At 67.3% G+C, this 19110-nt stretch carries 15 protein-coding genes and 2 riboswitches; of the genes, 6 read left to right on the plus strand and 9 right to left on the minus strand.

Annotation, left to right across the window (positions count from 1 at the left end):
- The 4 genes from DWV11_RS00005 to DWV11_RS00020 all read right to left on the minus strand — a co-directional run.
- Positions 1–1518: FG-GAP-like repeat-containing protein (locus tag DWV11_RS00005; RefSeq protein WP_245953356.1), on the minus strand; the 1518-nt coding region annotated here is incomplete at its 3' end.
- Positions 1519–1569: 51 nt separating this feature from the next.
- Entirely contained in the window at positions 1570–2514 is a 945-nt protein-coding gene (locus tag DWV11_RS00010) for a GGDEF domain-containing response regulator (protein ID WP_115786745.1), read from the minus strand.
- Entirely contained in the window at positions 2511–5951 is a 3441-nt protein-coding gene (locus DWV11_RS00015; RefSeq protein ID WP_115786746.1) for a PAS domain-containing hybrid sensor histidine kinase/response regulator, read from the minus strand. The genes DWV11_RS00010 and DWV11_RS00015 overlap by 4 nt, the downstream gene beginning before the upstream one ends.
- Positions 5948–7933: a glycosyltransferase family 2 protein gene (locus tag DWV11_RS00020; RefSeq protein ID WP_115786747.1), complete on the minus strand. Its 1986-nt coding sequence runs from the start codon at positions 7931–7933 to the stop codon at positions 5948–5950. The genes DWV11_RS00015 and DWV11_RS00020 overlap by 4 nt, the downstream gene beginning before the upstream one ends.
- Positions 7934–8105: 172 nt before the next feature.
- Positions 8106–8220, plus strand: a riboswitch (SAM riboswitch).
- 10 nt (positions 8221–8230) lie between these two features.
- Between DWV11_RS00020 and DWV11_RS00025 the strand changes: the two genes are divergently transcribed.
- From DWV11_RS00025 to DWV11_RS00035, 3 genes are read left to right on the plus strand one after another with little or no spacing between them, the layout of a single operon-like run.
- Positions 8231–8494 (plus strand): DUF1737 domain-containing protein, encoded by a 264-nt coding sequence (locus tag DWV11_RS00025; RefSeq protein WP_115786748.1) that lies wholly within the window; start codon positions 8231–8233, stop codon positions 8492–8494.
- Positions 8491–8901, plus strand: a complete 411-nt coding sequence (locus DWV11_RS00030; RefSeq protein WP_115786749.1) for a rhodanese-like domain-containing protein — start codon at positions 8491–8493, stop codon at positions 8899–8901. Before DWV11_RS00025 ends, DWV11_RS00030 begins: the two co-directional genes overlap by 4 nt.
- Positions 8902–10110 carry an O-succinylhomoserine sulfhydrylase gene (locus tag DWV11_RS00035; protein WP_115786750.1) on the plus strand — a complete coding sequence of 403 codons (1209 nt, stop codon included), beginning with the start codon at positions 8902–8904 and terminating at the stop codon, positions 10108–10110.
- A gap of 42 nt (positions 10111–10152) precedes the next feature.
- On the opposite strand, the gene DWV11_RS00040 is transcribed toward DWV11_RS00035, so the two are convergent.
- The gene (locus DWV11_RS00040) at positions 10153–11445 is read right to left on the minus strand and encodes a glutamate--cysteine ligase 2 (protein ID WP_168404473.1); all 1293 of its coding nucleotides are present in this window, start codon (positions 11443–11445) and stop codon (positions 10153–10155) included.
- 291 nt (positions 11446–11736) lie between these two features.
- Here DWV11_RS00040 and DWV11_RS00045 point away from each other — a divergent pair, with 291 nt between their 5' ends.
- Positions 11737–12618, plus strand: coding sequence for an endonuclease domain-containing protein (locus tag DWV11_RS00045; RefSeq protein ID WP_115786752.1), 882 nt, complete (start codon positions 11737–11739; stop codon positions 12616–12618).
- Positions 12619–12670: 52 nt separating this feature from the next.
- Here DWV11_RS00045 and DWV11_RS00050 read toward each other — a convergent pair whose 3' ends face one another.
- A complete protein-coding gene (locus DWV11_RS00050; protein WP_115786753.1) occupies positions 12671–14194 on the minus strand; it encodes a UDP-N-acetylglucosamine 1-carboxyvinyltransferase in 1524 nt (507 codons plus the stop codon).
- 193 nt (positions 14195–14387) lie between these two features.
- Here DWV11_RS00050 and DWV11_RS00055 point away from each other — a divergent pair, with 193 nt between their 5' ends.
- Positions 14388–15347: a WXG100 family type VII secretion target gene (locus tag DWV11_RS00055; RefSeq protein ID WP_136017848.1), complete on the plus strand. Its 960-nt coding sequence runs from the start codon at positions 14388–14390 to the stop codon at positions 15345–15347.
- Positions 15344–15787, plus strand: coding sequence for a hypothetical protein (locus tag DWV11_RS00060; protein WP_115786755.1), 444 nt, complete (start codon positions 15344–15346; stop codon positions 15785–15787). The genes DWV11_RS00055 and DWV11_RS00060 overlap by 4 nt, the downstream gene beginning before the upstream one ends.
- Positions 15788–15862: 75 nt before the next feature.
- Here the strand turns inward: DWV11_RS00060 and DWV11_RS00065 are convergent, their stop codons facing one another.
- The 3 genes from DWV11_RS00065 to DWV11_RS00075 are packed head-to-tail and all read right to left on the minus strand — an operon-like array spanning position 15863 to position 18806.
- Positions 15863–16654 carry an energy-coupling factor transporter transmembrane component T family protein gene (locus tag DWV11_RS00065; protein ID WP_115786756.1) on the minus strand — a complete coding sequence of 264 codons (792 nt, stop codon included), beginning with the start codon at positions 16652–16654 and terminating at the stop codon, positions 15863–15865.
- A complete protein-coding gene (locus DWV11_RS00070) occupies positions 16651–18180 on the minus strand; it encodes an ABC transporter ATP-binding protein (RefSeq protein ID WP_115786757.1) in 1530 nt (509 codons plus the stop codon). The genes DWV11_RS00065 and DWV11_RS00070 overlap by 4 nt, the downstream gene beginning before the upstream one ends.
- Positions 18180–18806, minus strand: coding sequence for an ECF transporter S component (locus tag DWV11_RS00075; protein WP_115786758.1), 627 nt, complete (start codon positions 18804–18806; stop codon positions 18180–18182). The genes DWV11_RS00070 and DWV11_RS00075 overlap by 1 nt, the downstream gene beginning before the upstream one ends.
- 62 nt (positions 18807–18868) lie before the next feature.
- A riboswitch (TPP riboswitch) is annotated at positions 18869–19002 on the minus strand.
- Between the last annotated feature and the right edge of the window lie 108 nt (positions 19003–19110).

Below are 19110 nucleotides of genomic sequence, written 5' to 3' on the forward strand. Positions count from 1 at the left end.
CCCACCCACACGCACCCGCGCCAACCACCCACCACGACCATTCCCCGGATACAACCACAACGACCCCGACGAATCCCGCGCCAAAACATCCACCCGGCCATCACCATTGAAATCCCCCGGCCCCACCAGGCCCGTCATCACATTCCACCCCCCACCCACACGCACCCGCTCACCATTGAAATCCCCCGGCCCCACCAACGCCGACATCACATTCCACCCCCCACCAACACGCACCCGCGCCAACCACCCACCACGACCATTCCCCGGATACAACCACAACGACCCCGACGAATCCCGCGCCAGGACGTCGACGCTGCCGTCACCATTGAAATCCCCCGGCCCCACCAACGCCGACATCACATTCCACCCCCCACCAACACGCACCCGCGCCAACCACCCACCACGACCATTCCCCGGATACAACCACAACGACCCCGACGAATCCCGCGCCAGGACGTCGACGCTGCCGTCACCGCTGAAGTCGTTGCCGGTGGGGTCCTCCGTGCCGATGCTTGCGCTGGGGCTGAAGTCGTTGCCGGTGGGGTCCTCCGTGCCGATGCTTGCGCTGGGGGCGTCCTTGATGACCGAGACGGTGTCGCCCCCGGAGTTGGCGACGTACGCTGTCTGGGTTGCGGGATCGACGGTGACGCCGACCGGCTGGGTCCCTACCGGAATGACCGCCGAGACGCCGGGCCCGTAGCCACCCGCCCCGTCAAGCACGGACACCTTGTCGGCGTAGGAGTGGGTCACGTAAACCGAGTGGCTTGCGGGATCGACCGCCACCTGGTGGGGGTTGCTGTCGCCGAAGGGGTTCGAGGTGGTCACCTGGTCCCCGTTGACCACGCTCAAACTCACCGCGGATGGATTGACGGCGTAGACGAGGTGGGTGGTCGGGTCAACGGCCACCCCGGTCACGCCTGTTTCGAGGGAGATGACTTTGCTGACGGCGTTGTTCCCGATGACGGACAGCGTGCCGTCGTAGAGGCTGGTGACATAGGCCGTGTGTGTCCCGGGATCGACGGTGATCCCGTAGGGTCCCTGGCCCACCGGGATCGTGGTGGTCACCGTGCCTGCGTCGATCACCGAGACGGAGTTGCCCTGCGAGTTGGTGACGTAGACCGTGTGGGTGCCGGGATCCACGGCCACCGCGTACGGGGCAGTTCCCACCGGGATCGTGGCCGTCACCGCGGTGCCTTGGATGACGGAGACGGAGTTGCCCCAGTAGTTGGCAACGTAAGCCTTGTGCGTGCCCGGATCGACCGCCACGCCTTCCGGCAGGTTTCCGACGGCGACGGAGGTGGCCGTGCCGGTACTGTCCACCACCGATACCGTGTCCTGAGCGGCGTTGGTGACATACAGGGTGCCGGTCGAGGGGTCCACGGCGACGAATTCGGGACCGCTCCCGGTCCGGATAGTACCCGCCACGATGGGCGCGGCGGTCGCAGTGGTAGTGCTCGGCGGGGAAACGACAAGCGTTGCCGCAAGGAGGAGGGCTCCGACAACGCCGGCAAAAGACATACCACGCACTACGTTTGTTCCTTCCGCGGGGTCAACGGGCCAGTCAAGGGGTCACTTGCCGCCGTGCAACGCCAGGCTTTCCGCGGACGGCACCGAAACCATCACCCGGTTCCGCCCCGAGGCCTTGGCGGAGTACAGGGCGAGATCGGCCTCGTGCAGCAGCGTGTCCACGCTGACCCGGTGGGTGTCCGTGCAGGCCGCGATCCCGCCGCTCAGGGTGAGGATGCCGGGCGGATTTCCCGAGTGTGCGATCTCCAGTTCGCGCACCGCCTGGAACGCACGGCCCATGAAGGCCCGGGCGCCGGACGGCGACTGCCGGGGCAGCACGATGAGGAACTCCTCACCCCCGAAGCGGTACACGCCGTCGCTCTGCCTCACCTGCTTCGCCAGGGTGTCGGCCACTGCCCGCAGTGCGGCGTCACCGGCCTGATGGCCGTAGAGGTCGTTGTACCGCTTGAAATAGTCCACATCGCACAGGACCACGCTGAACTGTTCGCCGGCGTGTTCGGAGGTTTTGCGGAGCTGTTCGAGGTCTTCGGCCAAGGTCAGCCGGTTGCGCAGCTTGGTCAGCGGGTCCGTGCGGGCCTGTTCGGTGAGCGCCGCACGGTAGCGGGCAAGATCTGCGTGCAAGGACGTTACCCGTTCGGCGACCAGCAGCCGGGTGTGCAGGGTGAACGGGTCCAGCGGTTTGGTCATGTAGTCGTCCGCGCCCGCGTTCATCCCGGCCACCACGGCTTCCTTCGAGCCGTGCGAGGTGACCAGGACCAAGTAGGTGTACGAATCCGTGTCCGCCTCGCGGATGGCACGGCAGAGAGCCAGCCCATCCATTCCCGGCATCTCGAGGTCGCTCACCACCGCCTGCGGGTGGTGGCGCTGGTACAGCTCCCACGCGACAGCACCGTCGGCCGCCGCGATGCACTCATGGCCGGACTGCTCGACGGCGGCCTGTGCCACCAGCCGCGAGCCATAGTCATCGTCTGCAACCAGGACCCTCATGGCGCCGCGAACAACGCTTCGTCCAGGGCCTCCGCCACGAGCGCCAGTTCAGCCTCCAGGGCTTCGATGGTTTCGAGCCCGGCGCCGGAGGAACCGGAGCCCAGGTGCTCCAGCTGCTGGCACAGGCCGGCTGCACGCGTGGCCCCGATGTTGACGGCTGCGCCCTTCAGCTTGTGGGCCGCCCTGCCCAGGGCATCGCCGCCGCTGGCCGCGGCAGCCCGGATCCCCTCGAGGGAGGGCAAGATCTCGCCCTTGAACGCCTGGGCCGCGGCGGGCAGCAGGCCGCGGCCGTCCGCAGGCCCGAGGGAACGCAGGGTTGCCAGCCTGGCCGGGTCGAGGACGGGGCCGGCCAGTTCCGGCGGGAGCATGGCAGCGACGCCGGCAATTTCCGCCCCGCTGTCAGCTTCAGTCCCACGGACGGAACCGGACTCAGTCCCACGGACGGACCCCGCCTCGGCCGCGGGTGCGGCGGACTCGTCCGCCGGGACACCGCCGTCGGGCGCTTTGCGGGGAACCCACTGGGCCAGCACGGACCGCAGCTTCAACTCGTCGACGGGTTTGGAGAGGTAGTCGTCCATGCCGGCGTCGAGGCAGCGCTCGCGGTCCTCATCCATCGCCCCGGCGGTCATCGCGATGATCGGAATCCTGGGCCCGCTGTGGGTCCTCCCCCGGATGATCCGGGTGGCTTCGAAGCCGTCCAGCACGGGCATGTGGCAGTCCATCAGGACCGCGTCGTAATGCCGGGCGGCGGTCGCTGCCACTGCTTCTGCTCCGTCGGAAACGACGTCCACCGCATACCCGAGCTTCTCCACCATGCTCCGGGCCACGAGCTTGTTGATGTCGTTGTCTTCCACCACCAGCACAAGTCCTTCGCCGCGATGGTCCTGCCCGTGCAACGCGGCCGGCGTGGCAGCGCGGGCAGGAACCACGGGGCCGGCGATGAGGCGGATGAGCCGGTCGTAGAACTCCGAACTCCGCACCGGCTTCGTAAGCCATTCCCTGATCCCGGCCGCCTTCAGCTCCTGCCGGTCCACCTGCGTGGTGGAGGTGAGCAGGATGAGCTTCATGGATTTCAGGGCCTCGTCGGCACTGATCAGGCGGGCCAGCTCCACACCGTCCATCTCGGGCATGCACATGTCCAGCACGGCAATGTCATAGGGATGGCCCGCGCCGGCTTCCTCGCGGGCACGCTTCAACGCATGCCGGGCGCCCCCGACGGCGTCGGCCTGCATCTTCCAACCTGCCAGTTGCGCCTCGAGGATCATCCGGTTGCTCGCGTTGTCATCCACCACCAACACGCGCAGCCCTTCCGTCTGGGCGTAAGGCGGCTGGGCCGGTAGCGACGTCGGATCAGTCACCGGCAAGGGCACCGTGATCCAGAACGTGCTGCCGCTGCCGGGGGTGCTCGTCAGGCCGATCTCCCCGCCCATGGCCTCGGTGAGCCTGCGGCAGATGGCCAGGCCCAGGCCGGTCCCGCCGTACTTGCGCGTGGTGGACGCGTCCGCCTGGAGGAACGGTTCGAAGAGCCGGTCATGGTCCGCCTCGTCGATGCCGATCCCGGTGTCCCGGACTTCGAAGCGGACCGTCGCAACATCGGCGCCGTCCCCTACGAGGCCCACCCTGATTGCCACTTCACCGGCTTCGGTGAACTTCACGGCGTTCGAGGCGAGGTTGAGGAGGACCTGGCGGATGCGCCGTGCATCGCCGAGGAGCGAGACCGGAACTTCCGGGCGGCAGTAGGCCATGAGCTCGAGGTCCTTTTCCCTCGCCGCCTCGGCCAGGAGGCCCGCGACCTCCTCCACGAGCAGGCGGGGATCGAACGGTTCGGGGTCGAGCTCAACCTTTCCGGCTTCGAGCTTGGAAAAGTCCAGGATGTCATTGATCAGAGACAGCAGGGCGTCTGCCGCGACCCGCACGCCGTTGGCGTACTGCCGCTGGCGTTCGTCGAGTTCGGTGTCGAGCAGCACTCCCGTCAGGCCGATGACGCCGTTCATCGGGGTGCGGATTTCGTGGCTCATGGTCGCCAGGAACTCGGACTTCAGGCGGCTGGCTTCTTCCGCCGTTTCCCGGGCCGCGACCAGTTCGGCTTCGTTCCGGATACGGTCGGTGATGTCCCTGGCGATGGTGGCCACGCCGTGGATCCCGTCCGTCCCGCTGATGGGAGACACCGTCAGGGACACCGGCACCAGCAGGCCATCGCCGCGCACGCGCTCGGTTTCGTAGGTGTGTGTCGTGCCCGTTGACGCAACTTCGGCGAGGTAGGCGTTTTCCTGCGCCCGGAGGCGCGCCGGGATGATGAAGTCCGCGTGCCGGCCCACCGCTTCGGCGGCGTGGTATCCGTACAGGCGCTCCGCCGCGGGATTCCAGCTGGTGATAATCCCTTCGGGCGATTTGCCGATGATCGCGTCAGCCGAGGAGTTCACGATGGCGCCCAGGCCCTCGAGTTCCGCCGTGCGCGCAGCAACCTTGGCTTCGAGGTGCCGGGTGAGGGTGACGTTCTGGTAGATGATGAAGAACTGCCGGATGACCACCAGCACGAAGACGGAAACCCCGGTGACCACCAGGACCGGATCCGCTTCGTCCCGGAGCCGCTGCGGGGACGCCACCACGGCGCCGACGGCAGGCACGTACGGGAGCATCTCCAGGGCCAGGGAGTTCCACAGCGGTTCCCTGCGCACGCCTTTCGAATGCGGAACCAACGGAGCGAGGCCGATCAGCAGGAAGGCGCACATCCAGCCTGCCGCCAGAGGGGTTCCGGTAGATCCGGTGATACCCTCCGCGGTCATCCTGACGTAGATGCTGTCGGTGACGGCCAACACCACCACGCCGCACCCCAGGCAGGCCCATTGCAGGCGCTCCCGCCGCGAGCGGCGCATGGTGAGCACGAACACCAACGAGGCGAGCGCGACGTCGACGATCGGATAGCCCATTGTCGTCAGCCAGGAAAGGACGTCCTGCGCCTCGGTCTTGTAGATGGGCCCCAGGACGGTGACCCAGCTGATGAAGAGCGCGGAGCTGGCGATGACGGCCGCGTCCAGCACGGTGCGCAGTTGCTGGGCCCCGGGCGCCGTCGGTCGGGGGAAGGAGAAGAGCCCGATCGCGGCCGGCACCGCGTAGCCGATGAAGAGGGCGTCTGCCGGCGACGGGAAGGGATACGCGTGGTCGAGGGTGAGACCGTAGATGGTCCACACGGCCATCCCTGAAAACCACACGAAAGCGGCTGCAGCGATGAACCACCATGCCCGGGCGCTCTCCTTGTCACGGCGGGCGGCAAGGGAGCAGCTGACGGCGGCGGCGAGTGCGCAGCAGAGGATCGCAAGGTCACCCAGGGTCTGCGATGCGCCGGTGGCCGGGTGCTGCCAGAGCCACCCGGCAAGGGCGAGGACCACGACACTGGAAACGGCGATCCAGAGCAACCAGGGCCTGCGGGTTCTCATGGCGCGCCCCGCAGCGCGACGGCGGGGACGCCGGCGGGCAGCCCGGGAACGGCGCTGCTCGGAGTGTGGAACAGCCACAGTGCAATCGCGTTGTATATGGACCATTCGCCCCGCAGGTCCCGCAGTGAGACTGTCCGCGATCCGTCCGCCGTCGACCACGTCCGCACAATGTGCAAGGTCAGCGGAGCTGCGCCCGGCAGGTTGAGCTGCACCGGACCTGATTCCGGCAGTTCGCCGGACAGGATCCGAACCGCGGCCCCGCCCATCGAGATATCGACCAGTTCACCGCGGCAGCCCGCCAGCGTCACGGGCACCTGGACGCTGAACCTGTATCCATCGCGCCTGGAACTCGCGTACTCGTTCGCCCGGATGCGCAGTGCCCCCAGCAGCAGGACCATGCCGGCCACAGCAAGCCACAGACCCGATGCCACCGTCGACCCCGGACCCGTCGCCCACGGGACCCAGCCCCAGACTCCGGCCGCCGCATACAGCAGTGCCGCGACGACGACGGCGATCATGACGTAGATCATCCAAGGCACATGACCACGGCGGCGCTCGCGGGCTGCACCCTTCGGGGTGACCTGGAATTCGAGGGTCTTCCGGGACAGCAGCCACCAGGAGCAGGCCAGCCCGATCGGGATGCGGAAGATCCGCAACGCGAACGCCGTGGGCCAATGAATCTGGTGCCGCAGGAGCCGCTTGATTCCCCACAAACGGATGAAGAACATCGAAGTGAACACGATGGTGAACTCGACGGGCCCGGCGGTTGACGTCTGTGCTCCCGAAAACAGGATGAACAGGGGAACGAAGAACGCCACCAAGGTGGCGAGCCCTTCCAGCCACCACAGCGTTCCGTTGAGGTATTCGTGGAAATTGCGCCACGACATCCAGCTCTTGGCCGCCCAGAGCTTTTCATAGGCCAGGATCTGCATGGCGCCCATGCCCCAGCGGCGGCGCTGCAGGAGGTACTGTTCGGCGGTTGCCGGTGCCAGCCCCACCGCGATGGTCTGGTGGTGGTAGGCGGTCCGCCAGCCGCGTCGGATGAGCTTGAGCGTGGTGTGGAGGTCCTCGGAGATGGTCTCGGTGGCCACTCCGCCCACCTCGCGGAGCGCCTTCACGCGGAGCAGCGCCGTCGACCCGCACCAGAACGGTCCCGCACCGGCCACGTTTCGGGCCGGCATCAGGACGTTGAAGAACAGTCCCTGTTCCCCGGCGATGCCGTCGTCGTCGAAGGCACCCGAGTTGTAGAAAGCCTGCGGCCCCTGCACGAGGGCGATCCGCTCATCGTTGAACCAACCCAGGGTGGCGGTGAGGAAGGAGGGAAGCGGAACATGGTCGCAGTCCAGGACGGCGATGATCTCGATGGGTTCCCCGCCGGCTTTCTCCTCCCGGGCCATGATCTCCAGGGCGTAGTTCATGTTTCCGGCCTTGGCGTGTTCGTGGCTTGGACGGCTCACATACCTGGCGCCGAAGGAGCGGCACATCTCCGCGACCCATGGCCGGTTGCCGTCGTCGAGCACCCAGGTTTCGTGGGCAGGCCGGAGGGCGCAGGCCGCAGCGACCGTGGGGGACAGCACCTCCACCGGCTCGTTGTACGTGGGGATCAGGATCGCGGTCCTCAGCCTCTGCTTGGGCGGTTCCGGCGCGGCACTGTCGATGTTCCAGACGGTGATCGTCTTCAGGACGATCCCGGCCAGCGGCAGGGCTTCGAAGGTGACCAGCACCCAGGCGGCCACGAGGTTCGCTCCACCCGTCGGCAGGGTGAACGTGATGCGCCAGGCCAGGTAGAAGACCAGGGCCGCAATCGCGCTGATGCCCCCGATGTGCGCCATCCGCCGGGAGCGCGGAGCTTCCGGCGCGGGCCGGCCAAGCTGCGCCGCCCAGCCAGCAATCCCGGCCTTGGTATAGGCCGAAGTCTCCTTCGGCGTGTCCCTGCCGGACGAGTTTTCCGTACCCGCGCGCAAGTGTTCTAGAGCGTGCATGCGATCCCCCAGCTGGATGCGGCAGTGCAGACCTGATCTGCAAATTATGCCATTGCGCCACGCCGTGGTACAGGACCAGACGACGGCGTCCCCCGCCGGCAACGCGCCCGGTTACGGAACATGACGGCGGCCGGACTGCGGGCCGTCGCCGCCGATGTTATTTTTCTTAGTGAGTAATGAGCACCAGCGTTAAGCCCTGACTTTGCTGGTCGGCAACCCTCTCTCCCGGCGGGGTGCCTCAGGTGACTACTCGGCGTATCGACACTTTCGAACTGCAAGCGTGACTGAGGAGCACCAATGCCTGAACCAAGCGAAGACAAACTTTCCTACCGCCTCATCACTGGCCCCGACACCCGCGAGTTCTGCGAGCGGATTTCCACTGCCCTCGCCGAAGGCTACGTGCTGCACGGCAGCCCGGCAGCGACCTTCAACGGCACCAGTGTGATCGTGGCCCAGGCCGTGATCCTGCCTGCCGCCGTCGCGAGCGCCGACGCGGCAGTGGCCACCGCCGTCGACCAGCTCGAAGGCGACGACGAGGAAGCATTCGAGGGACACGCATGAGCTACGCCGGAGACCTGAGCCCCCAGGATGCGTGGGCGAAACTCGAGGAAGGCGCCATCCTGGTGGACGTGCGCACCGAAGCCGAGTGGGCACACATCGGCATCCCGGACACCAAGGCCACCGAGAACGATCCGCTGTTCATCCAGTGGAACTTCGCCGGCGGGGTCCCGAACGGCAACTTCGTCGAGGAACTCAGGCAGCAGGCCCCCGAGGACAGCGACGTGGAACTTATCTTCATCTGCCGCTCCGGGCAGCGCTCCATCTCGGCAGCCATCGCCGCAACGCAGGCCGGCTTCACCGCCTACAACGTGCTGGAAGGCTTCGAAGGGGAGCCGGACCGCTACGGTGAACGCACCGTGAACGGCTGGAAGAACCGCGGACTGCCTACGAATCTGGGGAACATCTAAGTGAGTTTCAATCCCGACGCCGCCACCTGGAGCCCCGACACCCAGGCCGTCCGTGGTGGCCTTGACCGCAGCAACTTCCAGGAAACGTCCGAGGCCGTCTTCCTGAACTCCGGCTTCGTCTACGAATCCGCGGCCGCCGCCGAGCGCGCCTTCACCGGCGAGGACGAGCGCTTCGTCTACTCCCGCTACGGCAACCCTTCCGTGGCCACTTTCCAGGAACGCCTCCGCCTGCTCGAAGGCACCGAAGCGTGCTTCGCGACGGCGTCCGGCATGTCCGCGGTGTTCACCGCGCTCGGCGCCCTGCTGGCCGCCGGTGACCGCGTGGTTGCCGCCCGCTCGCTGTTCGGTTCCTGCTTCGTGATCCTCAACGAGATCCTGCCGCGCTGGGGCGTGGAGACCGTGTTCGTGGACGGACCGGACCTGGAGCAGTGGAGGGCCGCGCTCTCCGAGCCCACCACCGCTGTCTTCTTCGAATCGCCGTCGAACCCGATGCAGGAGATCGTGGACATCGCCGCGGTCAGCGAGCTGGCCCACGCGGCCGGAGCGACCGTCGTCGTCGACAACGTCTTCGCCACTCCCCTGCTGCAGCGCTGCGGCGAACTCGGCGCGGACGTGATCGTCTACTCCGGCACCAAGCACATCGACGGCCAGGGCCGCGTACTGGGCGGCGCGATCCTGGGCACCAAGGAGTTCATCGACGGCCCGGTCAAGCAGCTCATGCGGCACACCGGCCCCTCGCTTTCCGCATTCAACGCCTGGGTGCTGACCAAGGGCCTGGAAACCATCGGGCTGCGGGTGAACCATTCCTCGGCGTCGGCCCTGAAGATTGCCGAGTGGCTCGAGGAGCAGCCGGCCATCAACTGGGTCAAGTACCCGCTGCTGAAATCGCACCCGCAGTACGCACTCGCCGCGAAGCAGATGAAGGCCGGCGGCACCGTGCTGACCTTCGAGCTCCTGCCCTCGGGCGGACGGTCGGCGAAGGACGCGGCATTCGCGCTCCTGGACGGCCTGTCCGTGATTGACATTTCGAACAACCTGGGCGACTCCAAGTCCCTCATCACCCACCCCGCCACCACCACGCACCGCGCCATGGGACCGGAGGGCCGTGCGGCCATCGGCCTGAGCGACGGCGTGGTGCGGCTCTCCGTGGGCCTCGAGGACGTGGACGACCTCATCCGCGACCTCGAACAAGCACTGAAGCAGGTCTAGATCCTGCGTTCCCGGATACCGGGTTCCTAGATACCGGTTTTCCTAGATACCGGCCCCGCGCCAGTCCTGCCGCACCCAGGTGAGCACCGGCAGGGACTTCGTGTCGGGCACCGGGGCGGCTTCCGGCATCGTCTCCCGGACAGCGTGGCGTACGACGGCGGCCAGCGCGGCGGAGTCCGGGCGGCCGCCGTCGTTTTCGCTGTGTTCGCCCGCGATGCGCCGCTGTTCCATGGCGCCGTTCCCCCGCCGCAGGATCTCCAGGACCCCGGCTTGGGCGAGGTCGAGCTCGCCTTGCTCGGCGAGGACCGGTTCGAGGTACTCCACGAGGGACCAGACGACGTCGGCCGCGGGCGCGGGCCTGAACGTTCCGAAGTCCAGGAGGTCGTTGCGCAGGGCGAAGTTGCTGGCTTGCCACGAAGCCATCCGCAGCAATGCCGTGGGCACGGAGGACGGCTCCACTCCCGCCGCGGACTCCCGCACCGCCGTCTCCACGAGGGCCCGCACCAGCACCGCGATCAGGGCGGCGTCCTCGGAGCGCAGGCAGACGTCCGCCACCCTGACCTCAACCGTGGGGTTGTTCCGCGACAGCCTGGCGTCGAAGTAGATCATGCCTTCGTCCAGGAGGACCCCGGTGTCGATCAGCCGGTTCACGACCCGCCGGTAGCTGGCGAGGGACCCAAACACGGCCGAGGGACCGGAGGACGGCCAGCGGTTCCAGGCCTGGGTGCGGTAGCTTTCGAAGCCCGTTGCCAGGCCGCGCCAGTACGGGGAGTTGGCGCTCATGGCGGTAAGCACTGCGAGCTTGTCCCGGATGCGGTCCAGCACCAGCACGCCTTCCTCCGGAGAAGCAATGGACGTGTGCACGTGGAATCCGCAGGTCAGCTGCTCGTGGGCGGTGATGCCGAAGCGTTCCTGCATCACGGCGTAGCGCGGATTCGGGGTGGTGTGGGTGGCCGAATCGACCGGTGAGGTGGCCAGGGCGGCGATTCGTGCGCCATGGCTGCGTGCTGCGTCGCTGGCCATGGTCCGGCCGCGGCGGATCTGGCGCAGGAGCTCGGCATGGCTGCGGCACGGTCGGGTCTGGGTTTCGATCTGTTCGAGCTTGAGTTCGTGGCTCAGGCCGGTGCGGAGTCCGCGGTGTGCCTCGTCGGCGTCCGGATCCTCAGGGTCCTGGAGGTCTTGGGGCCCTTGGGCGGCGTCATCGTGGGCGGCGGCGCCAGCCCCTTCGCCGTCGGCGGCCACGACCCCGGCGAGGAGCGCGTCGGCAAGGGCGAGCGGTTCACCGCTCGCGGGATCGACGATCAGCAGTTCCTCTTCCACACCGAATGTGCGCACAGAACAATTGTGCGCTACCGGGCCGGGAGGCCGGAACTGCTGGGCGGGAGCGTCACGCTCCGGACGGGGTGGGCTGGGCGGTGACCCGGGTAAGGGCCGGGGTGCCGGGCTCGTCCCGCCAGCCTGCGGAAACATTCTGCTGGATCACCCCACCTTGGTCGGGGGACTTTGCGAGTTTCCGGGATAGGGAGCAGCCCAACAGCGGAGTGATCCAGCAGAAACTCATCACCTTCATCCACATACGGCACAACCCACGGTCCGTGGACCTCACATCTCTGGCTTGCTGGAGCCATGAATGCTCTCGAATACTTACTCTCTCTCGGCGGCGTCGCCCGGGTCCACACCCTTCGCGCGAAGGGATACTCCCCTGCAGCCATCCGCCAATTGGCCGCCGCGGGTGCTCGGCAACCACGAAAAGGCGTCTGGGCGCATCCGTCGGCAGACCGCGGATACCTATCGGCGATCCTCAACAACGGCCGCATCACTTGTGCCAGCGCCGCCGCGTTCTACGGGCTTTGGCTCAAGGACAGGCCGCCCCGCCTCCATCTGGCCACGCGACATTGCCGCGGCAACGGGTTCGTCCGGCACGGGTACACGCGGTTCCCGGGGCCGGAATCCGTGCCCGTTGTGTCCGTTGAAGACGCCGTCGTCCACGCCTTGACCTGCCTACCGGAAGTGGATGCACTCGCGATGGCTCAGTCGGCGATGACGATCTTCGGCATCCCTCGGGCAATGTTGGAGAGCGAGTTGTCCGCCGATTTCTACGGAAACGCGAGAAGGCGCTTAGCCAAGGCCGACGGAATTTCCGAATCCGTGCCGGAGATCAGCGCACGCCTGTTGTTCGAGTCAGCAGGGTTGGATTTCCAGCGCCAGGTCAAAATCGAGGGCGTAGGCAGGGTGGACTTTCTGATCAACGGCTGGCTCATCGTAGAGGTCAATGGCTACCAGTTTCACAGTTCCCGCGAGGATTGGCGGAAGGATATGGCCCGGCTCAATGCTGCACAGCTTCTGGGCTACGGGACGCTGGGTTACGCGCCGGAGCAAGTCTGGAACTCACCGCACCAGGTCTTGGATGAAGTCCACAGAATGCTGCGGCGTGGTCAGCTTGCCGGCCGGGACTGCGAACACATTCTGCTGGATCACCATGGCCGCCCTATGCGCACCGCCGCCTAATCCGCAGCCTCGGCCAGGGAATCCAGGGGGTGATCCGGCAGAATGTCCGCCCCTAGTCCTGGAAGTACTCGATCTTGGCGCCGATGGTGTTCAGCCGCTCGGCCAGGTCCTCGTAACCGCGCTCGATGACATAGATGTTGCGCAGCTCGGAGGTGCCTCGGGCTGCGAGCATCGCCAGCAGCAGGCAGGCGGCCGGACGCAGTGCCGGCGGGCAGCCGATCTCTGCCGCGCGCCATTTGGTGGGGCCGTTGACGTAGATCCGGTGCGGGTCCAGCAGCTGCACCTGTGCGCCCAGCCGGTTGAGTTCGGTCAGGTAGATCGCCCGGTTTTCGTAGACCCAGTCGTGGATCATCGTCTGGCCCTCGGCGTTGCCCGCGATCACGGCGAAGAAGGGCAGGTTGTCGATGTTCAGCCCGGGGAACGGCATCGGGTGGATCTTGTCTTCCGGTGCCCGCAGCGCGGAAGGCTTGGTGGTAACGTCCACCAGGCGGGTCCGGCCGTTGCGGGCGAAGTATTCGCCGGAGACGTCCAGCTGCTGGCCCATCTGTTCCAGCGTGGCCAGTTCGATCTCCATGAACTCGATCGGCACCCGGCGGATGGTCACCTCGGAGTTGGTCACGATGCCGGCAGTGATGAGGCTCATTGCCTCGATCGGGTCCTCTGAGGGGTAGTACTCGATGTCGACGTCGATCGCCGGGCGGCCGGTGATCCGCAGGGTGGTGGTCCCGACGCCGTCGATCACCACGCCCAGGCCCTGCAGGTAGAAGCAGAGGTCCTGGACCATGTAGTTGGGGCTGGCGTTGCGGATCACGGTGGTGCCGCGCCGGTGGGCGGCGGCCATGATGGCGTTTTCGGTGACGGTGTCCCCGCGTTCGGTGAGGACGAAGGAACGGTCGTGATCATCCGCGGGTGGCGCCTGCACCACGTAGAAGCCGGAGGTCGCCTCCACGGACAGGCCGAACTGGCGCAGCGCCTGCATGTGCGGTTCCACGGTGCGGGTGCCGAGGTCGCAGCCACCGGCATAGGGCAGCTTGTATTCCGACGCCTCATTCAGCAGCGGCCCCAGCAGCATGATGACGCTGCGGGTGCGGCGGGCGGCCTCGACGTCCATGGATTCGAGGTCCAGCGCCTCGGGGCGGCGGATGCGGAGGTCGTTGCCGTTGAGCCAGGTGCATTCGACGCCGATCGACGTCAGCACCTCGACGATCCGGTTGACCTCCTCGATCCGGGCGAGGCGGCGCAGCGTGGTGGTGCCGCGGTTGATGAGGCTGGCGCACAGCAGCGCGACGCCGGCGTTCTTGCTGCTGTTGACGTCGACGGCTCCGGAGAGCGTACGTCCGCCTTCCACCCGCAGGTGGGTCATCTGCGGCTTACCGACCTTGACGATGCGGCGGCCGAAGATCGTTTCGAGCCGCTCGATCATTTTCAGGCTGAGGTTCTGTTTGCCCTGTTCCATGCGGGCAACGGCGCTCTGGCTGGTGCCAAGCTCGGCTGCGAGCTGGCCCTGGGTCCATCCCTTCTCTCCGCGGGCGTTGCGGAGGAGTGCACCAACATGTTCTGCGGTCGGCTGAGTCATAACCAGAAAATATCACAAATGATCTACATGGATTAGAGTATTAGCCCCAGCGGCATGTTCGGCGTGTCGCTAGTCACCTCGTGCGATATATGACGACGGCGGCCTCGGCTTCCCGGGCTCCCGCGCCACCGGGCGGGGAACTTCTCCCCATTGCCGCACGGCCGCCTCCGCGCCAAGGATGGAACAACAATACTTGGGGGGAAACACCATGGCCTTCTACGGCGCAGACATCGAACAACTCAAGCAGCTGTCGAAATCACTTGCCGGCGGATCAGAGAAGATCTCCGGGAAGGCACGCGAAATCGACGCCTTGATCACGAAGGGCTCGTTCTGGCACGGGCAGGACGCAAAGCAGTTCTCCGCAGACTGGCACGGCCGCTTCCGCCCCCTGCTTGAGAAAGCTTCCCGGGGTCTTGCCGAAGCGTCGAAGTCGGCCCTGAAGAATGCCGATGAACAGGAAAAGAGCTCCGGCGCTTCCGGGGGCGGGATCAACACCATGGCAGCCCCGGCGGCACCGGGCACGCCGCCGCAAAGCCCGGACGGCCGGCCCACGCCGGAGGAAATCCTGGAAAAGTACCAGGTCAGCGACGCCAAGACCACGGAATGGCCGGGTGACTGGGATCCGCTGCGCTTGGTGGTGGACCAGCGGACGGTCACCGAGAAGGAAGCCGAACTGCTCAACGGCCTCGGCCCGATCGAACTGAACGACTTCAAAGGCATCCATGATGACGCCTTCAGCGAAGCCGACGCGCGCTTCCCGAGCCAGGACCGGAACGACGACCACAACGACGCTTTCCGGCACGCCTACTGGAACGCCCTGATGACCAGGGAATTCGGGAAGGACTGGGCGGAGGACTACGCCACCGCCCACGAACAGCTCCCGGGCAACCCTGGTCCGCGCGAAGCGATGGACCTTTACAACAACGAGGTGGGGCGCAACATCGCGGCGGCGCACCCGGACGCCAGCCCGGAGGAACTGGCCGACCTCGTAGAGGAGGCCGTGCGGAAGGGCGATACCGTCGTCGTCGGCGAAGACCTGCTGCCGCACCCCTCAAACGAAATCAGCCCGGAGCAAACAGGCGATGCCGGGAACGCGCCGCCCGCCGACGGCCATGATCCGGAATTCAACGACGAGTCGAGGACCACCTCATGACCCTGCGAACCACCAGCCGCCGGCTGGCGCTGTTCTTGCTCGGAACCGTTTTGACCTGCGCCTTGGGCGCCTGCTCACCAGGAGGAACCATGCCCGAATCGAACGACTCGCTGGACAACCGCGTACTGGAGGCCGCACGAAACGGCACCGAGCTGCGCCTGGCCGATGCCACCGACTTCGAGTGGGACCAGGCCGGCTTCATCACCGAGGGCACCCCGGCCACGGAGATCGAATCCGCCTTCGGCGAAGCGATCACCCGGGAGGAGCGCTACACCGCCTCCCCCGTTCTCTTCGTCTTCCTGAAGGACGGCAAGGTCTCCAAGGCCGTCCGGATCACGCCCGATGCCTTCTCCGGAAAAGATGCGAAGAAGAAGTACGGCAGGGACGTGTCCCTGGTGCCGGTCGAGGGCCGCAGCGGCTACCTCTCCTGGCGGGAGTAGCCGGGCGCTGGAAGCCCGACGGCGGGAAGGCCCGGACGCTGCGGCGTCCGGGCCCCTGCCTGCATCGGCAGGACCCTAAAACACGAAGTTCCAGGTCCCGGCCGCAATGGCTGCCAGCACGGCACCGGCCGAGATGACCAGCCCGCCCAGCAGCACCCACACGTCCAGCAGCGAGTACGTAGACTCCCGCGCCCAGCTCCGCTCGGAGCCGCCGAAGCCGCGCGCCTCCATCGTCACGGCGAGCCTCGAGGCCCGGCGCACGGCCTGGACCAACAGGCCGAAGCTCTGGCCGAGTGTTGCGCGCAGCCGCTGCAGGGGACTGCCGTGCGAGCCCACGCCGCGGGCCCGGCGGGCCATGCCGATGGTCTGCCATTCCTCTGCCATGAGCCCCACGAGGCGCATCGCGGCCAGGGTCCCCAGCACAAAGCGGTGCGGGAGCTTCGCCTTCTGTGCCAGGGCGTCGGCGAGATCGGTGGGGTCGGTGCAGCTCATCAGCAGGACCGCCGGCAGGGCGATCGCCAGGCCGCGCAGCATGAACCCCAGCCCCAGCTCGAGCGAGCCTTCGCTGATGGACCAGATGCCGACGTCGAGCAGTGTCCTTCCGCTGTCCGCCGACAGGATCGCGGTGCTCCAACCGCCCAGGGCCGCCGCGAGGATAAGCGGCCAGCCGCGCTGCCACAGCAGGCGAAGAGTCAGGCCGACCAGCGGGAACAAGGCGAATTCGGCGAGCAACGCGGCGGACGCGGAGACCCAGTCGATGGACAGCGCCAGCACCAGGGTGATCGCAAAAACGGCTACGAACTTCGCCAACGGGTTGGCCCGGGTCAGAAGGGCGTGGTTGCCGTGCAGGCTCATGACCTCCCTCATGCCGCACCCGCTTCCGTGTACACCGCGGCAGCCGCGGAGCGGAGCCGCATCTCGGTGCCGCCCAGCACGGCGCTGAATTCCTCGTCGTGGGTCACGGAGACGACGGCGGTGCCACCGTCAAGCAGTTCGGACAAGAACGACGCGAGTTCGGCCCAGGTGTTGGCGTCCTGGCCGAAGGTCGGCTCGTCCAGCACCAGCACCTTGGGGCTCGCCGCCAGCACTGTGGCCACGGACAGCCGGCGCTTTTCGCCGCCGGACAGGGTGTACGGGTTGGCGTCCACCAGGTGTGTCAGGCGCAGGCGCTCGAGCAGTTCCTCGACACGTTCCTCGCCGTGCCCCAGGTGCCGGGGTCCGAACATGAGCTCGTCGAGCACCCTGCCCGTGACGAACTGGTGCTCCGGTTCCTGGAAGACGGTCCCGATCCGGGAAATCAGCTGCTGTGCCTTCCACTTGTACGGGTCGTTCCCGGCGCCGTTGGACAGCGCGACGCCGGCGCTCACCTTCCCGGCGACCGGCGCAAGCAGCCCGGCGAGGGTCAGGGCGAAGGTGGACTTGCCCGCACCATTCGGCCCGGTGATGGTCAGGGCCTGTCCGGCGACGACGTCGGCGCTGAGGCCGGACTGTGCCGGGACAGGAGGGATTGTCCTGAAGCCGCGGCGGCGCGGCCGTTCCCGGGAGACGGCGAGGTCCTGTGCACTCAGGAGGAGTTCCCCGCCGGAGGTTCCTGCTCGTGCGCGCGTGGCCGGCACATAGCCCGGCACCCAGACCCCGGCGGCGGCCAGCATCCCGCGGGCCTGCTCCAGCACCGTGTCCGGCGGGCCGTCCAACAGCACCGCAGGCTCGGAGGAACTCCCGGGCTGCAGCACCACGATCCGGTCCACGAGGTCCTTCCAGACGGACACCCGGTGCTCCACGACCACCAGCGTGGCGCCGGTCTTGTCCAGGCAGCGCCCGACGGCGTCCCGCACCTCCAGCACGCCGGCCGGGTCCAGGTTCGCGGTCGGTTCGTCCAGCAGGATCAGCCCGGGCCGCATCGCCAGGATGCCGGCGAGCGCCAGGCGCTGCTTCTGTCCTCCGGAGAGGGCCGACGTCGGGTGGTCGAGCGGGAAGCCGGCCAGTCCGACGTCGTCGATTGCCTCGTGCACGCGCGCCCAGATGTCGCCGGGCGGCACGGCCAGGTTCTCGGCACCGAAAGCGACGTCGTCACCAAGGCGCGAAAGGACCACCTGGGTCTCCGGGTCCTGCTGCATGAGCCCCGCCCGGCCGCGGCTGTCCTGCGGCCGGACGCCGTCGACCAGCAGCGAACCGCTCTCGTCGGCGTCGTCCTCGCCGCCCAGCACACCTGCCAGGGCATGGAGCAGCGTGGACTTGCCGGCGCCCGAAGGGCCCAGCAGCAGGACGCGCTCACCCGGAGCGATGTCCAGGTCGAGGCCGTGGACAGCCTGGGCAGTGCGGCCGGCGTGCCGCCAGCCCCAGCCGCGTGCGGAAACGGCAGCGGCGCGGACGCCGGCTTCAGTGGACGGCATCAGGAAAAGACGGGCTCCGTGGCGGCCTTCCGGGACGCGAAGGAGCTCAGCACTCCAGTCTTGGCCAGGCCGCGGGTGGCGATCCAGGAGAGGCCGCCGGCGATCACGGCACCGGAGATGGCGCAGAACACGATGTAGGCGAGCTTGTCGCCGGCCTCGTAGGCGATATTCCAGCCCCACGGCATGAAGGAGTCGTTCAGGCCGCAGAACAGGCCAGCGCCCGCGCCTGCCAGCAGCGATGCGGGCAGGTTGAACTTCTTGTACATGAAGGCCGCGAACACCAGCTCGGCGCCGAGCCCCTGGAGCACGCCGGAAATCAGCACGGTGGTGCCGTACTGGGAGCCCATGATCAGCTCGCCGGTGGCGGCGACGGTCTCGCAGAAGAGCGCTGCGCCCGGCTTGCGGATGATGAGCATGCCGAGCACGGCCGGGATCATCCAGCCGCCGGCGTACAGGCCGCTGGAAGGCGGGTAGACGAACACCGGGGCGAGCAGGTTGGCGCCTTGGGACCAGGCCCAGAAGATCACGCCGCCGGCGACCGCGATCAGGGCCGCCACCACGATGTCCACCACGCGCCAGGTGTAGCCGGTCTTACTGGAAGCCGGCGTCGAAGAAATACCAGTCATTGTGTCCTCCTGAGGAACAGGAGGGGAAAGTGTCGCCCGGCCCTTGTTTCCCGGCCACCGGTCACTCTGAGAACTCGACTCCCTTGCGCCGGTACTAACCGGATCAGGTTCGAGGGTCTGCGGTCTTCCGCACTCTCAGCGCCCTTCCTTCGTTCTGCTGCTGCAGCCCGACGGCGGCGCTCCCCTGTCGTTATCAATTGCCCTTTTGGGCGTGCTCCAGTTTACACCCCGGGGCTTTGCCGGGCCCCTTCGGTGGCGTCGTCCCGGTGGGGCGGGCGGTCACATTAATGCGGGCGGGGGGCGG

The organism is Arthrobacter silvisoli (assembly GCF_003369445.1).
Lineage (GTDB): Bacteria > Actinomycetota > Actinomycetes > Actinomycetales > Micrococcaceae > Arthrobacter > Arthrobacter silvisoli.